Genomic DNA, 19,130 nt, shown 5'->3' with positions numbered 1-19,130 from the left:
TCATGACCTCACCACGCAAGCTACTCGTCACGGTCATGGCGGGCGTCGTGGTCGTCGCCGTGATCGGCTGGGCGCTGAGCACCCGGCTGCGCTCCCCCGCCGACGAGGCCGCCCGCCGCGCCGCGCCGAAACCCTCGCTCATCACCGCCGCCGTCGAGCGCCGCAAGCTCGTCAGCACCGTTGTGGTCAGCGGCACGCTGGAGTACGGCTCCCCGCTGCCGATCAGCCTCGCCGGGGCCGTCGGCGGCACGTCCGAACTGCAGCGTGCCACCCGGGCGCCGCGCAAGGGCCGGCTCGCGGAAGGCGCGGTGCTGATGGAGGTGAACGGCCGCCCGGTGTTCGCGCTGCGCGGCCCGGTGCCGATGCACCGAACGATCACGCCCGGCGCCAAGGGCGACGACGTCGAGCAACTGCAGGGGGCGCTGCGCAGGCTGGGATACGGCGGGCCACGCTCGGGCGTGTTCGACCGGGCCACGATCGCCGCCGTCACCAGGATGTACGCGGCGAAAGGCTACGAGGCCCAGCAACCGTCGTTGACCGACCGGCAGACGTACGACACGCTGCGCAAGGCCGTGCAGACGGCGCAGGAGACGCTCGCGACCGAGAAGAAGGCACTCGACGAGGGCCGTGACGTGCTCCCGTTGAAGCTCAAGGTCCGCAATGCGAAGGCCGACCTGGCCGCGGCGCAGCGAGCGCTGAAGCAGGCCGAGTCGCGGCGGCTGACGCCCGAGGACGAGACCAAGCTGGCGGCGGCCGACGCGGCGGTGCGGGCGGCCGAGGAGAAGCTGCTGGAGGCCGAGCAGGCCCTCGACGCGGCCAGGAACCCGCCCGCAAGCCCGCCTTCCGCCGCCCCCGGGACCACCGCCCCGCCGTCCACCGCTGCCCCGGCTGCCGACACGCAGCTTCTTGAGATGCGCGCGGCCAACGCCAGGGCGGATCTCGCGGCGGCCCGCGCCACCCGTGAACGCGTTCTCGAGGAGGCCGAGCAGGCCCGGGAGACCAAGCTGGAGGAGCTGCGCAAGGCCGTGCGAGCCGCACGGGAGGGACTGGCCATCGCGGAGCAGGCGCTGCGCCAGGCCAGGCGGCTCTCGCCGACCAGGCTCAAGGTGGCGGGCGCCGAGAAGGACGTGACGGCGGCCAAGGCGCTGCTGGCCGAGTTCGCGCGTACGTACGGGACGGTCGTCCCGCCCGGCGAGGTCGTGTTCCTGCCCACGTTGCCCGCGCGGGTGGACAAGAGCGAGGTGAAGGCGGGGCAACGGATCGAGGACGAGGTCGCGACCGTCACCGGGTCTTCCTTCATGGTGACGGGGTCGGTCGACGCGGCCGAGTCCGAGCTGCTGCGGCCGGGCATGGAGGCGGTGATCGAGCTCGATACGGGCAAGACGTACCAGGCGCGGCTCACCGCGGTCGGTGAGCGGGCCCGGGTCCCCGGCGCCGAGGAGCCCAAGGACGGAGCCCAGCCGGTGTTGCTGACGCCGGACTCGGCGAAGGGGCTGCGGGCGGGTACCCCGGTGACGGCGCGGGTGACGGTGGGCGCGACCGAGGAGCCCGTCCTGGTGGTGCCGGTGGCCGCCGTGATCACGGGGGCCGACGGCAAGGCCCGTGTCCGGGTCGAGTACGCCCCCGACCGGACCAAGGACGTCGACGTACGCACCGGCCTGGCAGCGGACGGGAACGTCGAGGTCACCGGCGCGCTCAAGGAGGGTGACCGGGTGGTGGTCGGGGATGGCTGAGCCGGTCATCGAGCTGCGCGGGATCCGCAAGACCTTCCCCGCCCAGCCGCCGGTCATGGCGCTCGACGACGTGTCGCTCCGCGTGGACCGAGGCGACTACCTGGCGATCGCCGGCCCGTCGGGGTCGGGCAAGTCCACGCTGCTCAACGTGCTCGGCCTGCTGGACCGGCCGAGCGTGGGCAGCTACCGCCTCGACGGCGTCGAGACCACGACGTTGCGGGACGGCGCCAGGACCAGGTTGCGCGGCGAGCGGATCGGCTTCATCTTCCAGTCCTTCCACCTGCTCTCCCACCGCAGTGTGGTGGAGAACGTGATGCTCGCCGAGATCTACAACAGCCGGGCGCGCACGGGCAGGCGGGAGCGAGCCCTGGCGGCGTTGGAGCGAGTCGGGCTCGGCCACCGGACGAGCTTCCCACCCGACCGGTTGTCGGGCGGCGAGCGCCAGCGCGCGGCCATCGCCAGGGCCCTCATGGGCGAGCCGTCGCTGCTGCTCTGCGACGAGCCCACCGGCAACCTGGACAGCCGCAACACCGAGGCCGTGCTCGAGCTGTTCGACGAGTTGCGGGCACAGGGGCTGACCCTGGTGATGATCACGCACGAGCGGGAGGTCAGCGAGCGGGCCGCGCGGCGGGCCCGGATCACCGACGGCGTGCTGGCGGACGACTGATGGACATCAGAGACCTGGCCGGCGAGGCCCTCGCCGGGCTGCTCGCCAGGCCCGTGCGCACGGCGCTCACCACGCTCGGCACCGTGCTGGGCATCACCACGCTGGTCGTCACGCTCGGTGTGGCGGCCACGGCGGGCAACCAGATCGTCGGCCGCTTCGACGAGCTGGTCGCCACCGCCATCACCGTGGAGGTTCCGGAGTCGGAGAACGTCCCGTTGGTGGAGTGGGACGCGATCGACCGGCTGACCCGGTTGCGTGGCGTGGAGTCGGCCGCCGCCGTGGCCGAGTCGAAGGACAGCGCGAACGTCTCGGTGCGCGCGAACGCCATCGTGGACCCCACCAGGGTGACCGCGCAGACCCTGACCGTGCTGGCGGCGACCACCGGCCTGCCGGAGGCGGCGCGCGGCAGGATCGTGCGGGGCCGGTTCTACGACGCCGGGCACATCCGGCGCGGCGACCGGGTGGCAGTCATCGGCGACCAGGCGGCCAAGATGCTCGGGATCGGCGACCTCGACCGGGCGCCGGCGATCTTCGTGGGCGGGCACGTGTACACCGTCATCGGCATCCTGGGCGAGCTGCGCCGCGAGCCGAACCTGAGCACCGCCGTGATCGTGCCACCCACCGTGGGACACCACTTCGGGCTGCGCGACGTCACCAGGGTGCTGATCAACACCAGCCTGGGCGCCGCAGAACTGATCGCCGGGCAGGCCCCGGACGCGCTCAGCCCGGGGAACGGCGACACGCTGCACGTGATCGCCCCGCCGAGCCCGACGCGGGCGCGGGACCAGGCGCAGGCTGACGCCAACGCGTTGTTCCTGATCCTCGGCCTGGTCTCGCTCGTCGTCGGCGCGGTCGGCATCGCGAACGTCACGCTCGTCACCGTGATGGAGCGGATCGCCGAGATCGGCCTGCGGCGCTCGCTCGGCGCGGCCAGGCGACACGTCGCCGCCCAGTTCCTGCTGGAGTCGACGCTGATCGGGCTGGCGGGCGGGGTGATCGGCGCGAGCCTGGGCGTGGTGACGGTCGTCGTCGTGTCCGCGGCCAAGCAGTGGACGCCGCTCCTCGACGTGCGCCTGGCACTCGCCGCGCCCGTCGCCGGGGCCGTGGTGGGCCTGCTGGCCGGGCTGTACCCGGCCCTGCGGGCGGCCAGGATGGAGCCGGTGGACGCGCTCAGATGAGCCATTCGCGGCCGCGACGCGTCCAAGGGGCATGAGGAGAATTTGGCGAGTCGTGCTCCTGCCGGTGCTCGCCCTGACCGTGAGCGCGGCCGCGCCGCAGGCCACGGCCGTGACCGCGCAGAAGAAGGTGCTGGTCGACTTCAGGAAGGAGGGCGGCTTCGCGGGACTCCAGGACCACGTAATCGTGTACGGCAACGGCTGCGTGCGACTGGACCGCCGCACGGGGCCCACCATCGACAAGTGCCTCACCGGCAAGGAGGAGCGCAGGCTCCGGGCGTACCTGAAGGACCTGCGGATCGGCCGGTCGGAGACGCGGCCGCCGGGGGCGGACTTCTTCGCCTACCGGCTGGCCTACAAGGGGCGGCAGGCCACTCGCTTCACGCTGCCCGCGAGCTGGCGGCCCGTGGTCGGGGAGCTGGACAAGATCATGGAGAAGTACTGGGCGCCGGACTGAGACCATTGACCGGGAGAGCGCGGCGGAATTATGTTCGGTCGTTCGCCGTCTCGTGCACGGCCGCACCACGAAGGAGCTCCCGTGAACCTCCCCCTGACCGGACGGACCGCCGAGGACCTGCTGGCCGAGGTGGCCAGAATGAAGGAGCACGACTTACCGGTGCGCGGCGGCCAGGTGACCGCCTACGTCTACGACACCGGGCGGGCCGAGGTCAACGACGCGGCGGCGCGAGCGTACTTCGAGATGCTGGAGGTCAACTGCCTCGACCCGACCGCGTTCCCGAGCGTGGTCGAGATGGAGCGGCAGGTCGTCGGCGCGGTCGCCGACCTGCTCGGAGGCGGTCACGGGATCTTCACCAGCGGCGGCACAGAGTCGATCATGCTGGCGGTGAAGGCGGCCAGGGACTTTCAAGCCAAGCCTCGTCCGAACCTCGTGGTGCCGGTCACCGCCCATCCCGCCTTCCACAAGGCCGCCCACTACCTGGGCGTCGAGGTCGTCGCCGTGCCGGTGGACCTGGAGACGTACCGGGTGCGGGCGCAGGATGTCGAGGCAGCCATCGACGAGAACACGATCCTCGTCGTCGCCTCGGCGCCGTCCTACCCGCAGGGCGTGATCGACCCGATCGAGCAGGTCGCCTCCGTGGCGTCGGCGGCCGGCGTCCCCTGCCACGTGGACGCGTGCGTGGGCGGGTGGCTGCTGCCGTGGCTGCGCGCGGCCGGCGCCGCGATCCCGCTGTTCGACCTGTCCGTGCCCGGCGTCACCTCGATCTCCTGCGACCTGCACAAGTACGGGTACGCCCCCAAGGGTGCCTCGGTGGTGCTCTTCGCCGATCCCGCGATGCGCCGCAAGGCGTACTTCGCCTCGGCCGGCTGGCCCGGCTACACGATCATCAACGCGACCGTTCAGAGCTCCAGGTCGGCGGGCCCGCTCGGCGGCGCCTGGGCCACCCTGCAGGCGCTGGGCCGGCAGGGATACGAGGAGCTCGGCCGGGTCACGCTGGAGGCGACGCGGCGGCTGCGCGAGGGCCTCGCCGCGATCTCCGGGCTGCGGGTGCTGGGTGAGCCGGAGTCGTCTCTGGTGGCGTTCGCCGGGGACGGGATCGATGTGTTCGTGCTGGCGGACGAGGCCCGGCGGCGCGGTTGGTTCCTCCAACCACAACTCTCCTACGCGGGCATCCCGGCCAACCTGCACATCACGGTCACCGGGGTGACGCTGGCAGGAGCGGAATCCATGCTGAAGGTGATCGCCGAGTCAGCGGAGGCCGCCCGTTCGCGCGGTCCCGCCGTCCTGCCCGATGGGCTGGTGGACCTGGTGGCGGGGATGGACCTGGAGGCGCTGGACGACGCCACGTTCGCCGAACTCGCCGCATCCGTGGGCGTGGACCTGCGGCCGGGAGCGGGGCAACCGGAGATGGCCATGGTCAACACGGTGCTCGACGCGCTCCCCGCGACCAGCCGGGAGGCGGTGCTGGTGCGCTTCCTGTCGGTCATCCACGGCTCGTAGAAGACACAACCCTAACGTCCTCACCCGCATTGAGGACTTTGTCGGCATTCAGCAAATACGTCCAACGCGGAGTTAGAGAGTGGAGTCGCAAGTGCTACTTGTTCAAAGCCGATACGTAATCCTATGGTCTCGTTGAGTAATCACGAGTCATGGAGGTTCCACGTGGGCAAGCACAAAGATCCCAGCAGTCCAAAGGAAGGACCACTCGATCCCAAGCGGGGAGGAGGCCAGGGCGGCAGTAACAACGACGAGAACAAGACAGGATCCGGCCAGCACTCCGGCGGCAAGGGCAAGGGGAAGTAGTGGACGCTGCGCGGATGGATCGCCTGATCGCCGAGCTCGACCCCGACGGAGAGGTTCGAGACTTCGTCAAGCAGGCGATCCGAGCGGTGCCGCGCCATTTGTTCATACCCACGGTCGGGCTCATCTCGCCGCGCGATAAGACCGGCAAAGCGTTCCTTATCGACCACAGCACAGACCCCAATACCTGGTTGGACACGGTCTACTCGGATACGAGCGTCGTCACCCAGCTCAACGACGGCACCACTGCCCTCAGCGAGTTGGAAGGCGACTACACGTCCTCCGCCTCCGCGCCGAGCACAGTGGCGGACCTGCTGGATCTCCTGGACCCCGACCCTGGCAATCGGGTACTGGAGATCGGCACGGGCACTGGCTGGACCGCCGCTCTGCTGTTGCAGCTCGTCGGGGTCCATGGCAGTGTGACCTCGATCGAAGTTGACGCGGAGATTGCCGAACAGGCCGCCAAGAGCCTGGACGACGCCGGGTGCCACCCGAATCTCATCGTGGGCGACGGCACGAAGGGCCACGCCGAACACGCGCCCTTCGATCGCGTCCATGTCACCTGCGGCATTCGTGCCGTGCCGTACGCCTGGGTTGAGCAGTGCCGTCCAGGAGCGAAGATCGTCTTGCCATATTGCCCCAATTTCGGGGAAAACCACTCGGTCCGGTTGATGGTGCTGCAAGACGGTACGGCGGTCGGACGATTCCGGGGCTTCGCCTCCTACATGCCGATACGCTCGCAGCGCTACATCCCGGACCAACCGGCGCGCGGGCCGCGGGACAAGCACTGGGTCACGACGCGCATCGACCCGCGCACGATCGCCTACGCTTCGGCCGGAGCGGATCTGGCCATTTCCGCGATCACGGGCCTGTCCTCAAGCAGCATGAAGGATGCGGACGAGGACGGCGAGCTTTTCCGGATGTGGGTGTCCGATCCGACAACCGCCTATTCGTGGGCCGTTGTGGAGTGGCGGCCGGACCAGGAGCAGTACAGCGTCTACCAGGTCGGCGACCGCCCTGTGTGGGATGAGGTTGTTGATGCCTATTTCCGCTGGGTGAGCTGGGGAGAGCCAGGCCGCGACAGATTCGGCTTGACCATCACACAGGAAGGTCAGCAGATCTGGTTGGACAGTCCGGAGCACGTGCTGTCCTGATCAACGCCGAGCCCCCGGCTTGCGCCACGGCACCCGGAGCGGAGGCTTCTCGGTGACCGTGGCGAACTTCGAAGAGAACTCGCCGAACGACAACGGGCCGATCGGGGATGCACTGACCACGCCGCTGGACGCCGGGAAGGCCGACGGGACATGCAGGTCAAGCGCCGGTGACGCCAACGGCAACCCTGCGCCAGGTGTTGCGCAAAGGGCTCGTCCCGCTGCGCTTCTGGAGGCATGAGCGTGGCGTGAACCGCGATGCCTCAGGCGTTCGCTCGGTGGAGGCGTTCGGCCGCTTGTGTCCAGAGTGCCTTGCCGGACACTGCGGTGTAGCCGTGGAGTGCTTCCCATCGGATGTCGTGGGCTGCCGGCCACAGGCTGGCCGCCCACGCGATCTGCTGCTCTTCGGCGGTGAACAAGCGGGCCCGAGAGTCCTGATAGGCGGCCAGGAACGCCTCGGTACTTTCGATCGGCGGCAGGGTAGCCGGTCCCATCTTGGGGAATACTGCACTCGCGGCTCCCACCAGGGCAGCTTCCGGTTGCCATGCCAGGCTGTCCCAGTCGTGCACCGTCCACACCTGTTGGTCGTGCCACCGGAGGTTGTGTGGTCCTTTTCGTCGAGTGACTCGATCGACGGCCACAGCCCGGGATCCGTGTGATCCCACCGCACCCAGCGCGGATTCGGCAGCGGCGGCGTGACGGCGAGGTCCGCCAGTGCGGTCATCAGCCGGGCGAAGACCTCTGCGTAGCGCACAGCGATGTCCGGCGCGTCTCCGCGCAACACCTCTCCTCCAGGGCGGAATTCCTCCGCGTGCACGGCCAGGGGACCGACACCGACGACCGGCGTGAGTGGACGGGCGCAAGGGAACCCGTTCTCGGCCAGCCGGGCCTGCGCTGTAACACATGACCCCGCCCGGCCGTCGTCGCCGCGGGCCTTGACCACGACGTCCGTACCGCCGGCCAACCGGAGACCGAACACCGTCGACACCGATTGTTGTCGGAACAGCACGTCGGCGGGTTGGTCCCCGAGATGGTCCAGACACCACGCCGGTAGCCAGTCCGGCAGATCGTCAAACGGCACAGTGAAACTGTGCCATAGGAACCCGAAGGCGCCGGATGTCGCCTGAGCCGCAGCGTTGGGGGCCTCATCCCTTCGCGTCTCCGTCCCCGCAGATTCCCGCTACACCGGCGACGTGCAGGACACCCCACGGAAGATGTCGTGCACGAAGCACCGACATCTACCACGCGACAGTGCGCGCTGGCGCGGCTCGTCTACCCGTCCGCTCGGCGCTGGGCGATCTCGGGCGGGACCGTGAAGAAGGCATTTTTGACCGATCGTTCTCGATAGTGTTAGCGTTGCCGACGTGGCACGGAGCAAGGAGTTCGACCCAGAGGCCGCGCTAGAGAAGGCGCTGGAGATGTTCTGGGAGCGCGGCTACGAAGGGACGTCGATGGCGGACCTCGTGGAGCACCTGGGCATCGCGCGAGCCAGCATCTACGGGACCTTCGGTGGCAAGCGCGAGCTCTACCTGAAGGCGCTGGAACTCTACCTGGCGCGGCGCGACGTGGTCTCGCCGCTGTCCCAGCCGGGGCGCGCGCTGCCCGCGCTGCGCGCCTTCCTCGACGCGTACGTCGCGGAATGCCTGGCCGATGAGCTGCGGCGGGGCTGCATGGTGGTCAACACGGCCGTCGAGTTCGGCTCCCGCGACGCGGTGGTCTCGCGGAAGGTGGCGGCGAGCTGGACGGAGCTGGAGACGGCCATGGCCGCCGCGCTCGTCAGGGCCCGCGCGCAGGGGGAGATCCCGGCGGGCAAGGACCCGCACGCGCTGGCCAGGCTCCTGCTCGTGCTGCTGCAGGGCATCAGGGTGCTCGGCCGGGCCGATCCGGACCCGCGCCGGCTTCGTGACGCGGTCGATCAGGCCATGACGGCTGTCCAAATTTAAGAACGATTGGTATGGAATTATGGGGCGTTTTACGGGCAAGGTCACTCTCGTCACCGGCGCTACCGGGGTGGTGGGCGGGGCGGTCGCGCGTGCGTACGCGGAGGAGGGCGCCGCCGTGCTGGCCGTGGGGCGTGACACGGCCCGGCTGGCCGGGCTCGTGAAGGGGATCGAGGACGACGGAGGACGGGCGAGCTCGTTCGCCGGCGACGTCACCAGGTCATCCGAGACCGCCGCCATGGTGGCCGCCGCCGTCTCCCGTTACGGCGGCCTCGACGTGGCCTGCAACGCCGCCGGTGTCTTCGGCATGCTGGCGCCCGTGGCCGACTACGACGAGGACGTCTGGGACGACGTGCTGGCCGTGAACCTGAAGGGCGTGTTCCTGTCGATGAAGCATGAGATCGCCCATATGCGCGCGCACGGCGGCGGCGCGATCGTCAACGTCGCCTCCAACGTGGGCGCGCACTGGCGCCTCCCGGGCGCGGCGGCATACGCGGCGTCGAAGGCCGCCGTGAGCCACCTGACCCGCACCGCCGCCCGTGACCACATCGCCGACGGCGTCCGCGTCAACGCCGTCAGCCCCGGGCCGATCGACTCGCCGATGTCCATCCGACCGGGGGAGACGCGTGAGCAACGGGACGAGCGCCTGCGCAGCGCGCTGCCGATCGGCCGGGTCGCCGCCCCCGAGGAGATCGCGGCCGCCGTGCTGTGGCTGTCGTCCCCGGAGTCGAGCTTCGTCGTCGGTCAGGACCACGTGATCGATGGCGGCGCCACCGCCTGACCTTCATCGCAGTCTCGTGAGCCAGATTCCGAGCGTCCGCCTCGGCAGGACGTAGAGGATCAGCGCCGCGGGGACCAGCAGTCGCAGGGGCTCCTCGGCGATCTTGTCGAAGCGGAGCCAGTCCGACAGGCCGTATTCGAGGAAGTCCGGGAACGGCTGCGCGATAAGGGTGACGCACACCACGACGACCCAGTAGTCGATCACGAATGCCGCCGACCGGCGCGCCACCAGGCTGACCGGCGCGGTGGGCGACTCCTCGGCCGGACCCAGCCCCTGCGTCGCGAGCAGCACGAGCGCGGCGGCCATCAGGAGCGACAACTCTGTCGTCCCCCATATATCGATCATCTCCGCCCACCACTGGGCGCTGAGCAGAGGGACGGTGGCACAGGCTTCAAGGTCGAAATACGGCCAGGCGAGCGGCCCGAGCACCGCGAAGAACGTGAGGATCCCCGCTGCTCGCCGTCCCGCGACGGCCGAGTGCCAGCGGGCGAAGCAGACCAGCACCACGATGGCCGGGACCGCCCAAGTCAGGGTGAAGCCATGGAGCGCGTTGAGGTCACCGCGAAGGGGCAGGAGGAACGGCAGGAACAGCCAGTCCCACACGCTCTCGTAGTAGGGGTCGAAACCGCCGCAAAGAAAGACGGCGCCTCCTCGAAGCGGACCCTCCATAAATCCCATGTCGGGAAGGCGGCGGCGGACAGGGCCCCCAGCCAGGCCATTAACGCTAATCGCGGCAAGCCGATCTCCGTTTTTCGCCACACCCTATCCGTTATGCCGCGCCGGGCAATTTCCTGGCCGGAGACTCCCGTTCTTGGCGGTGCATTTCCTCCTCCAAGTGCTCGTACAGTTCGGGCAGAGTCGCGCCGCACCGTACGTTGGAGAGCCCGCTGGTCTCCGGCACTCGGACTTTACGGACTGCGATGTAGCCGCCCCCAGCGCCATCGACGATGTCCCAGCCGGGGAATCGCCGCGCCGCCGTTACGGCCATCACGCACCTACGGTGATGTCTGCCCAGACGACGCGATGGCCGTGCTCGATGACATGCGTTCCGCATCGGATGCTCAGCCGGGCCACGATGCCGAGGCCGCGTCCTGTTTCCCCCATGGGGTCCACCTGGTGCGGAACGAACCGCGGCTCCGGTGCCGGAGTGCCCGGGTCGGTCACCTCAAGGCGGATGAAGCCGTCACCGAAGCCCAGCCGTACCTTCAGCCAGTCGCGCCGCCGGCCCGCAGGCACGTGCTGGATGACGTTGGCCACCAGTTCGGCGACGATCTGGAGTGCGTCGGATCGGAGCGATGGATGGCTGTCGGCCAGCCATAGTCCGGTCGCCTGCCGTGCCTGCCATGCCGTCCTGTCGTTTCGGCGCAGTGTCGTACTGCGCCATAGGACGACATCTGGCAGCTCCGTTGGTGTGGTTCCTGCTCGCACAAAATCACCGACTTTGTTCTGTTGTGCGGCCATTTGGCTCTGACAATTGGCTGAGCATGTGTCCGGAAACACTCCCCAGGGTGACGCTTCGGGGCTACCTTGTAATCGGCTCGTCACGGTCCGTTTCCGGACAGACGTGCTGGCGCTTGTCGGGGTCCTGTGAAAGGGCATGGCATGACGACAGAGGTGTACGGCGAGGTACTGAAGAAGGCGCGCAACGCGGCCGGACTGTCGCAAACGGCGCTGGGCGAGCTGCTCTCATGCAGCGAGAGCCTGGTCGGCCTGATCGAGCGGGGCAAGCGCAGGCCGGGCAAGAAGTTCACCCTGGCGGCAGAAGCGGTTCTGGGGCTGAACGGAGAGCTCTACGGGCTCCTGCCCAACACGACGGTCATGTCCACTCCGAAGTGGTTCAGCGAGTGGCCGAAGGCCGAGGAGAAGGCGCACACGATCCGGACCTGGCAACCGCTCGTGATCCCGGGACTCCTCCAGACGGCTCGCTATGCGCGGGCCATCCTGTCGGTCGCACCATGGGCCACTGAGCAGTGGATCGAAGAGGCCGTCGAGACACGACTCCGGCGGCAATCCGTATTCGAACGCATAGACCCGCCCATGTACTGGGCGCTGCTCGACGAATGCGTTCTTCTCCGGCCCGTCGGGGGGAACGACGTGATGCGCGAGCAGCTAGAGCACCTGCTGCGGATGGCCGAGCGACCCAACATCTCGTTCCAGATCGTGCCGCTGGAAGTCGGCGCGACGGCAGGTGTGCTCGGAGGCTTCGCGCTTGCTCAGGGTGACGGCATGCCGGATCACGTCAGCATTGATGCCTCCGCGCAGGGCGCTATTTCCGCTCGCGAGGAGACGGTAAGGCGGGTTAACGTCATATACGACGCAATTCACAAATGGGCGCATCCTATACACGTGAGCCAGCGACTAGTGCGTGAGGTGGCGGCAAGGTATGAAGATCAGTAACGAGCTGCGTGCTGAGCTGGAGACCGCGCTGTGGACCAAGTCCACGCTCTCTGGCCCGGACGGAGGGGACTGCCTCTACGCGGCCAAGCTGAGCGGCGACCAATACGCGATCCGTGACTCCGAGCAGCCCGACGTCTCACCGATGATCCTTCGGGGCAGCGTCTTCCGTGCCTTCGTGGGCGGCGCGAAGCTCGGAGAATTCGACTTCTAATCGCGTCCGCTACGGGATGGGCGGGATGGGCACTGCGGTGCCGGAGACCTTGACGCGGGTGTCGCCGGGAATCGCGGTGCACGTCAGGAGGCTGGGTCGCCCCATGTCGACGCCCTGATGAATGGTGACCGCGCCGTCTTCGAGGTGTCCCAGAGCGCGTAGGTAGCCGGTGAAGGCGGCCGCCGCCGCGCCGGTGGCCGGGTCCTCGACCACGCCGCCGGGCGGGAACGGGTTGCGGGCGTGGAAGACAGTGGGGGATTCGGCCCAGAAGAGATGGACGGTGGTCCAGCCCAGCTCTGCCATGATCTTGCCGAGGGCGTCGAAGTCGTAGTCGAGGTCGGCCAGGCGGTCCCGGGAGGCCGCGGGCAGGACGAGATGGTCGTTGCCGGCGTTGGCGATGTGCGCTGGGTAGGCGGGGTCCAGGTCGTCGGCCGACCAGCCCAGCGCGGCGAGCGCCGGCCGTACCTCCTCGTCAGAGGCCGGGCGGGTGGAGGTGGGCGGACTCGTCAAGGTGGCGGTGAGGCCACCGGCCGGGTCTGCGACGATCTCCACCGGGACTGGTCCTACCTGGGTGGAGAGGTGCACGGTTCCTGGCCCGATCCGCTCGCCCAGCGCGACCGAGGTCGCGATCGTCGCGTGACCGCAGAAGGCGACCTCGGCCAGCGGGCTGAAGTATTGAATCCGGTACTGGCGCTCTCCCGTGGGGAAGAGGAAGGCCGTCTCGGAGTAGCCGACGTCGGCGGCGATGGTGAGCATCTCCGCGTCCGACAACCCGTGGGCGTCCAAGACCACTCCGGCGGGGTTGCCTCCGGAGGGAGCGGTGGTGAAGGCGGTGTATCTCAGGACTTCGGTCACCCGACCATCATCGCGCCCGGTGCCCCCTGAACAAACGCCGAGGTCGATGATGTCAGGCTGGTGGTGTGCCGAACGCCGCCGACCGACGACTCCGGATCGGAGTGCCCCTGTCCCTGTCTGGAAAGTACGCCCGATTTGGTGAGCAGGTCGGGCTGGGGCTCGACATCTGGCGAGGTTTCAACCCGTCCATGGAGTTGATCGTCGAGGATGACCGGAGCGACCCGGAGGTGCTGGAGGGCATGCTCCGCCGGCTGTCGTCGCGGTGTGACCTCCTTCTGGGGCCGTACTCCACTCGGCTCATGCGCCGGGCGGGCCGGATCGCCGTGGAACTGGACCGGCTGATCTGGAATCACGGGGGTTCAGGTGACGACGTGGAAGCGGCTCATCCCGGACATGTCGTCTCGGTCCTTACGCCCACGAGCCGGTATGCCCAGCCCTTCGTGCGGCGCCTGGGCAATCGGGACCCGCTGTGGATCGCCGAGGGCAAGGGGAGCTTCGGCCGGCAGGTGGCGGCGGGGGCTCAGGCGTGCGCGGATGAGCTCGGCATTCCGGTGATCCGTGTCGGGCCCGGGGATGCTCTTCCGGAGGGCGGCTCGTGGAATCTGCTCTGTGCTGGGTCGTTTGACGAGGACGTCGAGGTGATCGGGCGGGCCGGGAGTCCGCGGGTCGTTTGTGCCGTGGCAGCGGGCGTGCGGGAGTTCGGCGAGGCCGTGGACGACCCTCGAGGGATCTACGGGGTCGGGCAATGGTTCCCTGGGAGCGGTGGCGAGGCCGCCATCGGGATGGGCGAGCGGGATTTCGTCGAGGCCTATCGGGAGCAGGCCGGGGTCCTGCCCGACTATCCCGCCGTCCAGGCCGCCGCTGCCGCGATCATCGCGACCCACTGCGCCGCCGAGGCGGGAAGCGCTGAGCGTGAGGACGTGTGGGCGGTCGCCGGCGCGCTGGAGACCAGCACGTTGTTCGGCGCCTTCGCGATCGACCCGCGCACCGGCCTCCAGGTCGGCCATCGGGCGGTGCTCACCCGGTGGGAGGCCGATGGGCCTGTTGCCGTGGGCTGAGCGAAGGGCAGGGCCCGCGCCCGCTGGGCGGCGCGGGCCGTACGAAGGGTAGGGCCCGCACCCGCTGAGGCGGGCGCGGGCCGTGCGAAGGTGTCAGAGCCGGCTGATGCGGACCGCGTCGGCGATGACGAGGCCCGTACCGGAGGTCCAGCGGCTCACGCCGACCACGTTGTACGTGCCCGCGTTGAGGGAGAACGTGCCGATGCTGCGCCACGTCCCGCCGCCCGAGCGCTGGTCGACGTACACGGTCTGGTTGCCGCCCGAGGCCGCCACGATGTACGGCGCCGAGCTGCTGTACCCGGGATCAGCCGGATGCCAGACCTCGACCCGGTACGTGCCGGCGCTGGGGATCGTCGCCGAGTACCACGCCGGGTCGCTGGCGGCGACCGGGTCGGCGAAGCGGTAGTCGGCGCCGTAGCGCTGGCTGGAGTAGGTGGAGGTGCCCCAGTTGGCGCTGGCGGTGAACTGACCGGCCGTGGTGTTGTCGACGGTCGTCGTCCACGACGGGGTGCCGCCACCGGTCACGTAGTTCATGTACGTGGTCCAGTTCCAGTGCGGGCCCGGGTCTGTGTGGGTCGCGCCGGGCACCTCGTTGTGGCCGATGATGCCGGTCCTGGTCTTGGGGATGCCGTACTTGTCGCACATGGCCTTGGTCAGGGCCGCGGAGGCCCGGTACATCGCGTCGGTGAACCACGAGGCGTCATTGACGAAGCCCTCGTGCTCGATCCCGATGGACCGGTTGTTGTAGGTCGAGTTCCCCGCGTGCCAGGCGACGTCCTTGTCACGCACCATCTGGGTGATGGCGCCGTTGGAGGACTTGACCACGTAGTGCGACGAGACGTTGGAGCTGGGGTTCTGGAACCAGGAGATGGTCCCGGCGTAGGAGCCTTGGGTCACGTGGATGATCACGCGGTCGATGTTGTAGTCGGACTCGCGGTTGGCGACGCGGTAGTTGCCGGAGTTGGCCGGCACCCAGGCGGCCGGCGGGTAGTCGGGGCTGGCGACCTCGGCCTGCGCGTTCAGGTCGCGGGCCGTGGCCAGGTCGCCGCGGTCGGCGGTGACCTCCTGCGGCTTGACCTGCACGCCGCGGGCGTCGATGCCGAGGCCGAGCTGCTCGTACACGGCGTCGGCGTACAGGCGGGCCAGCTCGGGCGAGGAGGCGTTGCCGTACTTGGCGACGGCCTTGTACCAGCGGCCGAGGTCCTTCCTGGCGGTCTCGTCGAGGCCCAGCGCGTCGGCGTGGGAGCGCAGGACTGCCGCGCCGCCGAGGATGTTGGCCTCGTCGTCCTTGCGCAGCTTCTCGGCCGGGAGCTTGGTGAGCTCGGCGGCCTTCTCGAGCGAATGGTTGGTCGGGTTGCTGACCAGGTGCATCAAGCCGTAGCCGGCGCTGGCGCTGGGCTCGCCGTTGTGGCCGTCGAGGTGGGTCTCGGCATAGGCGAGCGCGACGAGCAGGTCGCGCGGCACGCCGTACTCGGCCGCCGCCTTGGCGAAGGCGGCGGGCAGCGGGGCCTCCTTGGCCGCGGCCAGGGTGGGCTGGCCTGCGGCGATGAGGAGGACGGCGAGAATCGAGGTGGCCAGGGCTGCTAATCGCGTGCGGGCGAGAGTCATGGGTGCTCCTCGTTACACAAGGGTGACGGGAGCAACGTATGGCATGTCCTGACTGATGTCGATAATTGACATTACTTAGGAGTTAGGTGAAACTTTCCGCCCACAGCTTTTGTGAAGACTATTGCGCTTTAGTCTCACAGCCTTGAAACTTCCCTTCGTGACCGCGCTTCTGCGTACCGTCTTAGCGGCGCTCACCGCCGCACTCGTCAGCATCGTCACTCCCGCCGCCTCCGCAGCCGCAGCCGCCTGCACGATCGATCCCGCCACCCCCAAACGCCAGCTCAGGGCCATGTGGATCTCGTCTGTCGCGAACATCGACTGGCCCAGCCGAACCGGACTGAGCGCGGCGGCGCAGCAGGCCGAATTCCGCGCCTGGCTGGACCTGGCCGTCGCTAAACGGATGAACGCCGTGGTCGTGCAGGTCAGACCGACGGCCGACGCGTTCTGGCCGTCGCCGTACGAGCCGTGGTCGCAGTGGCTGACCGGCACTCAGGGCGGCAACCCGGGGTACGACCCGCTGGCCTTCATGGTCAACGAGGCCCACGCCCGCAACCTGGAGTTCCATGCCTGGTTCAACCCGTACCGGATCGCCAACCACGACGACCCGACCAGGCTCGTCTCCACGCACCCGGCGCGGCAGAATCCGTCCTGGCGTTTCGCCTACGGCGGCAAGCTCTACTACAACCCGGGCATCCCGACGGTACGCGACTTCATCGAAGACGCGATCATGGACGCCGTCTCGCGTTACGACCTCGACGGTGTGCACCTCGACGACTACTTCTACCCCTATCCGGTCAGTGGCCAGAGCATTCCGGACACGGCCACCTACCAGCAGTACGGCGGCTCGTTCGGCAACATCGCCGACTGGCGGCGCAACAACGTCAACCTCCTCGTCCGTGAGCTCGACCAGCGCATCCACGCCGCCAAACCGCACGTGTCCTTCGGGATCAGCCCGTTCGGCATCTGGCGCAACTCCGGCACCGACCCGCTCGGCTCGCGCACCTCGGGGCTGCAGTCGTACGACTCCATCTACGCCGACAGCCGGCAGTGGGTGAAGCAGGGCTGGGTCGACTACATCGCGCCGCAGATCTACTGGCACATCGGCTTCTCCACCGCCGCCTACGAGGTGCTCACCGCCTGGTGGTCCGACGTCGTCCGCGACACCGGCGTGCAGCTCGTCGTCGGCCAGGCCGCCTACCGCGCCGGCGCCTCCGGCCAGGACGCCGCCTGGCAGGACCCGGCCGAGCTCAGCGACCACCTCACCGACAACAGGAAACATCCCGAGGTCGTCGGCGACGTCTACTTCAGCGCCAAGGACGTCAAGGCCGACCGGATCGGCGCGATCACCAGGCTCGTCAACGCCCACTACACCAAGCCCGCGCTGCATCCCGCCCGCGGCTCGGCCGCCGCCCCCGCCGCACCGGTCATCACCTCCGCCACCCAAGGGGCGAACGGCGTCCAGCTGACCTGGAGCGGCTCGGGCACCTCGTACGCCGTCTACCGCGTCGCCGGCTCCCCGTCGGCCGCCGACCCGTGCTTCTTCGCCGACGCCCGCAACCTGATCACCACTACCAGGAAGACCACCTTCACCGACCCGACCGCCGGCGGGACGCAGACCTACTACGTGACCGCGCTCAACAGGACGCACCAGGAGAGCGCGCCCAGCGCCGGCCGGGTCGCCTCCGGCGGCTCGGGGTACAGCGTGGTGATCGACAACGCCGGGTCCGGCTTCACGGCCAGTGCCAACTGGGGGACCTCCACGTACTCCACGCAGGTGCACGGCAGCGACTACCGGTTCGCCGACCCGGTCGCGGCCAGCGATCCCGCCTGGTTCCAGGCTTCGATTCCGAGCGCGGGCGACTACCGGGTGGAGGTGTGGCATCCGGCCAACGCCGGTTACAACAGCGCGTCGCCGCACATCGTGGCCGCGTCGGGAGGCAACCAGACGGTCACCGTTGATCAGCGGTCGGGGGGCGGTGCATGGCGCAGCATCGGCACGTTCTCCCTCAACGCGGGCACGTACAACGTGGTCGGCGTGAGCCGCTGGACCTCCACGACCGGGTACGTCATCGCGGACGCCGTCCGCATCACCAAGCTCTGATGCCGGGGCATTGAGGAGGCTGGGCAGGCCGGGGCGGCGATCGTACGATGAGCCGGTGGACGGTGCCCGTCCGCGGCCTGCCGACGTGGTCGCGGTCCTGGTCGCGGCAGGATTGACGCTGGCGATCGACTCCGCGGGCCCGCTTCTGCCGATCCTTCTGGCCACCGCGCTGCCGGTGTTGTGGATGCGCCGCGCGCCGCTCACCGTGGCGTGGATCTGCGCGGGCACAGCGGTCGCGCTGCCCGTGCTGTGCGTGCTGGCCCCGTCCGTCGTGCCGCCGCTGTACGACGTGCTGGTGTGGCCGCCGTCGTGCGCGTTCGCCGGGTATGCGGCGATGCGGTTCGCCAGGCATCGCCGCACCCTGCGGTGGCTGCCGGTGATCACGCTTGCCCTGGCCGTGTCACTGCTCGCCGGGTGGCCGGCCGCCGCACCCCTCGTCCTGCGTACCGAGGTGGTGATCGCGCTGGCGGTGCTGTACGGCCTGTACACGGAGATCAGGTCACGGCTGGAGCGGGTGCTGGCCGAACGCGCCGAGTGGGTGGAACGCGAGCGGCTGGCCGGCGAGATCCACGACGTCGTCACCCACCGCGTCAGCCGGATGGTGCTGCAGGCCGGGGCCCTGGCGGCGGCCTCGGCCGACGAGCGCGGCCGGGCGGCGGCGGAGGAGCTGCGCGCCACGGCCGGCGAGGCGCTGGAGGAGCTGCGTCACATGGTGGCGTTGTTGCGGCGCGGCACCGGGGAGGGGTTCGATGTGGGGCTGCCGCTGCCCGACCTGCGCTCGCTGACCTCGGAGTCCGCCTGCGCGGGGGTGCCCGTGGAGCTGGTGGTGAGCGGGACGCCGGTGCCCGTCTCCGGCGCGGTGGGGCGGACGGCGTACCGGGTGGTCCAGGAGGCCCTGGCGAACGTCCGCGACCACGCGCCCGGCGCGGACGCCCGGGTGGAGGTCCGCTACCTCGCGGGCGTCGTGCGGATCAGCGTGCAGAACACGCCGCCGGACAAGGAGGCGACCGCGTTCGGCTGGACGGACGTGGGTGGTCTGCACGACGTGCGGCAGTGGGTCGAGCTGGCCGGCGGCACGCTGGAGGCCGGTCCGGTGGTGGACGGCGGCTTCCACGTCGAGGCCACCCTCCCCATCTCGCCGCCCTGACGGACCACGGTCTGATGGGCGACGTCATCCCAACGAAGGAGCAAAA

19 protein-coding genes are annotated in these 19,130 nt (G+C 69.4%); 13 read left to right on the top strand and 6 right to left on the bottom strand.

Going from position 1 to position 19,130, the window contains the following annotated elements; genetic code table 11:
- Positions 1–2 precede the first annotated feature (2 nt).
- From OHA25_RS10870 to OHA25_RS10845, 6 genes are all read left to right on the top strand, one after another.
- Positions 3–1,733: a peptidoglycan-binding protein gene (locus OHA25_RS10870; protein ID WP_327587440.1), complete on the top strand. Its 1,731-nt coding sequence runs from the start codon at positions 3–5 to the stop codon at positions 1,731–1,733.
- Positions 1,726–2,400, top strand: a complete 675-nt coding sequence (locus tag OHA25_RS10865) for an ABC transporter ATP-binding protein (RefSeq protein ID WP_327587439.1) — start codon at positions 1,726–1,728, stop codon at positions 2,398–2,400. Before OHA25_RS10870 ends, OHA25_RS10865 begins: the two co-directional genes overlap by 8 nt.
- On the top strand, positions 2,400–3,578 hold the full coding sequence (locus OHA25_RS10860; protein WP_327587438.1) for an ABC transporter permease: 1,179 nt from the start codon (positions 2,400–2,402) through the stop codon (positions 3,576–3,578). Before OHA25_RS10865 ends, OHA25_RS10860 begins: the two co-directional genes overlap by 1 nt.
- Positions 3,579–3,609: 31 nt before the next feature.
- Entirely contained in the window at positions 3,610–4,032 is a 423-nt protein-coding gene (locus OHA25_RS10855; protein WP_327587437.1) for a hypothetical protein, read from the top strand.
- Between the two features lie 81 nt (positions 4,033–4,113).
- Positions 4,114–5,535: a pyridoxal phosphate-dependent decarboxylase family protein gene (locus tag OHA25_RS10850; RefSeq protein ID WP_327587436.1), complete on the top strand. Its 1,422-nt coding sequence runs from the start codon at positions 4,114–4,116 to the stop codon at positions 5,533–5,535.
- Positions 5,536–5,852: 317 nt separating this feature from the next.
- Positions 5,853–6,989 (top strand): methyltransferase domain-containing protein, encoded by a 1,137-nt coding sequence (locus OHA25_RS10845; RefSeq protein ID WP_327587435.1) that lies wholly within the window; start codon positions 5,853–5,855, stop codon positions 6,987–6,989.
- 260 nt (positions 6,990–7,249) lie between these two features.
- Here the strand turns inward: OHA25_RS10845 and OHA25_RS10840 are convergent, their stop codons facing one another.
- The gene (locus OHA25_RS10840) at positions 7,250–7,480 is read right to left on the bottom strand and encodes a hypothetical protein (RefSeq protein ID WP_327587434.1); all 231 of its coding nucleotides are present in this window, start codon (positions 7,478–7,480) and stop codon (positions 7,250–7,252) included.
- 870 nt (positions 7,481–8,350) lie between these two features.
- Here OHA25_RS10840 and OHA25_RS10835 point away from each other — a divergent pair.
- Positions 8,351–8,929, top strand: coding sequence for a TetR/AcrR family transcriptional regulator (locus tag OHA25_RS10835; protein ID WP_327587433.1), 579 nt, complete (start codon positions 8,351–8,353; stop codon positions 8,927–8,929).
- A 19-nt stretch (positions 8,930–8,948) separates the two neighbouring features.
- Complete coding sequence (locus OHA25_RS10830; protein ID WP_327587432.1) at positions 8,949–9,707, top strand: SDR family NAD(P)-dependent oxidoreductase; 759 nt, start codon at positions 8,949–8,951, stop codon at positions 9,705–9,707.
- Between the two features lie 3 nt (positions 9,708–9,710).
- On the opposite strand, the gene OHA25_RS10825 is transcribed toward OHA25_RS10830, so the two are convergent.
- The 3 genes from OHA25_RS10825 to OHA25_RS10815 all read right to left on the bottom strand — a co-directional run bounded on the left by OHA25_RS10825 (position 9,711) and on the right by OHA25_RS10815 (position 11,168).
- Positions 9,711–10,376 carry a hypothetical protein gene (locus OHA25_RS10825; RefSeq protein ID WP_327587431.1) on the bottom strand — a complete coding sequence of 222 codons (666 nt, stop codon included), beginning with the start codon at positions 10,374–10,376 and terminating at the stop codon, positions 9,711–9,713.
- 100 nt (positions 10,377–10,476) lie between these two features.
- On the bottom strand, positions 10,477–10,698 hold the full coding sequence (locus OHA25_RS10820) for a hypothetical protein (protein WP_327587430.1): 222 nt from the start codon (positions 10,696–10,698) through the stop codon (positions 10,477–10,479).
- Complete coding sequence (locus OHA25_RS10815) at positions 10,695–11,168, bottom strand: ATP-binding protein (RefSeq protein WP_327587429.1); 474 nt, start codon at positions 11,166–11,168, stop codon at positions 10,695–10,697. The genes OHA25_RS10820 and OHA25_RS10815 overlap by 4 nt, the downstream gene beginning before the upstream one ends.
- A 141-nt stretch (positions 11,169–11,309) precedes the next feature.
- On the opposite strand from OHA25_RS10815, the gene OHA25_RS10810 reads away from it, so the two are divergent.
- Both OHA25_RS10810 and OHA25_RS10805 read left to right on the top strand, forming a co-directional pair.
- Complete coding sequence (locus OHA25_RS10810) at positions 11,310–12,104, top strand: helix-turn-helix domain-containing protein (RefSeq protein WP_327587428.1); 795 nt, start codon at positions 11,310–11,312, stop codon at positions 12,102–12,104.
- Positions 12,091–12,315, top strand: a complete 225-nt coding sequence (locus tag OHA25_RS10805; protein WP_327587427.1) for a DUF397 domain-containing protein — start codon at positions 12,091–12,093, stop codon at positions 12,313–12,315. The genes OHA25_RS10810 and OHA25_RS10805 overlap by 14 nt, the downstream gene beginning before the upstream one ends.
- Before the next feature lie 9 nt (positions 12,316–12,324).
- Here the strand turns inward: OHA25_RS10805 and OHA25_RS10800 are convergent, their stop codons facing one another.
- Positions 12,325–13,170, bottom strand: coding sequence for a PhzF family phenazine biosynthesis protein (locus OHA25_RS10800; protein WP_327587426.1), 846 nt, complete (start codon positions 13,168–13,170; stop codon positions 12,325–12,327).
- A 65-nt stretch (positions 13,171–13,235) separates the two neighbouring features.
- Between OHA25_RS10800 and OHA25_RS10795 the strand changes: the two genes are divergently transcribed.
- Complete coding sequence (locus OHA25_RS10795) at positions 13,236–14,228, top strand: ABC transporter substrate-binding protein (RefSeq protein WP_327587425.1); 993 nt, start codon at positions 13,236–13,238, stop codon at positions 14,226–14,228.
- A gap of 93 nt (positions 14,229–14,321) precedes the next feature.
- On the opposite strand, the gene OHA25_RS10790 is transcribed toward OHA25_RS10795, so the two are convergent.
- Complete coding sequence (locus tag OHA25_RS10790; protein ID WP_327587424.1) at positions 14,322–15,836, bottom strand: golvesin C-terminal-like domain-containing protein; 1,515 nt, start codon at positions 15,834–15,836, stop codon at positions 14,322–14,324.
- Positions 15,837–15,993: 157 nt separating this feature from the next.
- On the opposite strand from OHA25_RS10790, the gene OHA25_RS10785 reads away from it, so the two are divergent.
- Complete coding sequence (locus tag OHA25_RS10785) at positions 15,994–17,937, top strand: family 10 glycosylhydrolase (RefSeq protein ID WP_327587423.1); 1,944 nt, start codon at positions 15,994–15,996, stop codon at positions 17,935–17,937.
- Positions 17,938–17,992: 55 nt separating this feature from the next.
- Positions 17,993–19,084 (top strand): sensor histidine kinase, encoded by a 1,092-nt coding sequence (locus OHA25_RS10780; RefSeq protein WP_327587422.1) that lies wholly within the window; start codon positions 17,993–17,995, stop codon positions 19,082–19,084.
- Positions 19,085–19,130: the final 46 nt, after the last annotated feature.

It is taken from the genome of Nonomuraea sp. NBC_00507 (assembly GCF_036013525.1).
GTDB lineage: Bacteria > Actinomycetota > Actinomycetes > Streptosporangiales > Streptosporangiaceae > Nonomuraea.
The sequence above is the reverse complement of the archived record's forward strand: the minus strand, read 5'-3'. Positions and strand labels throughout refer to the sequence as shown.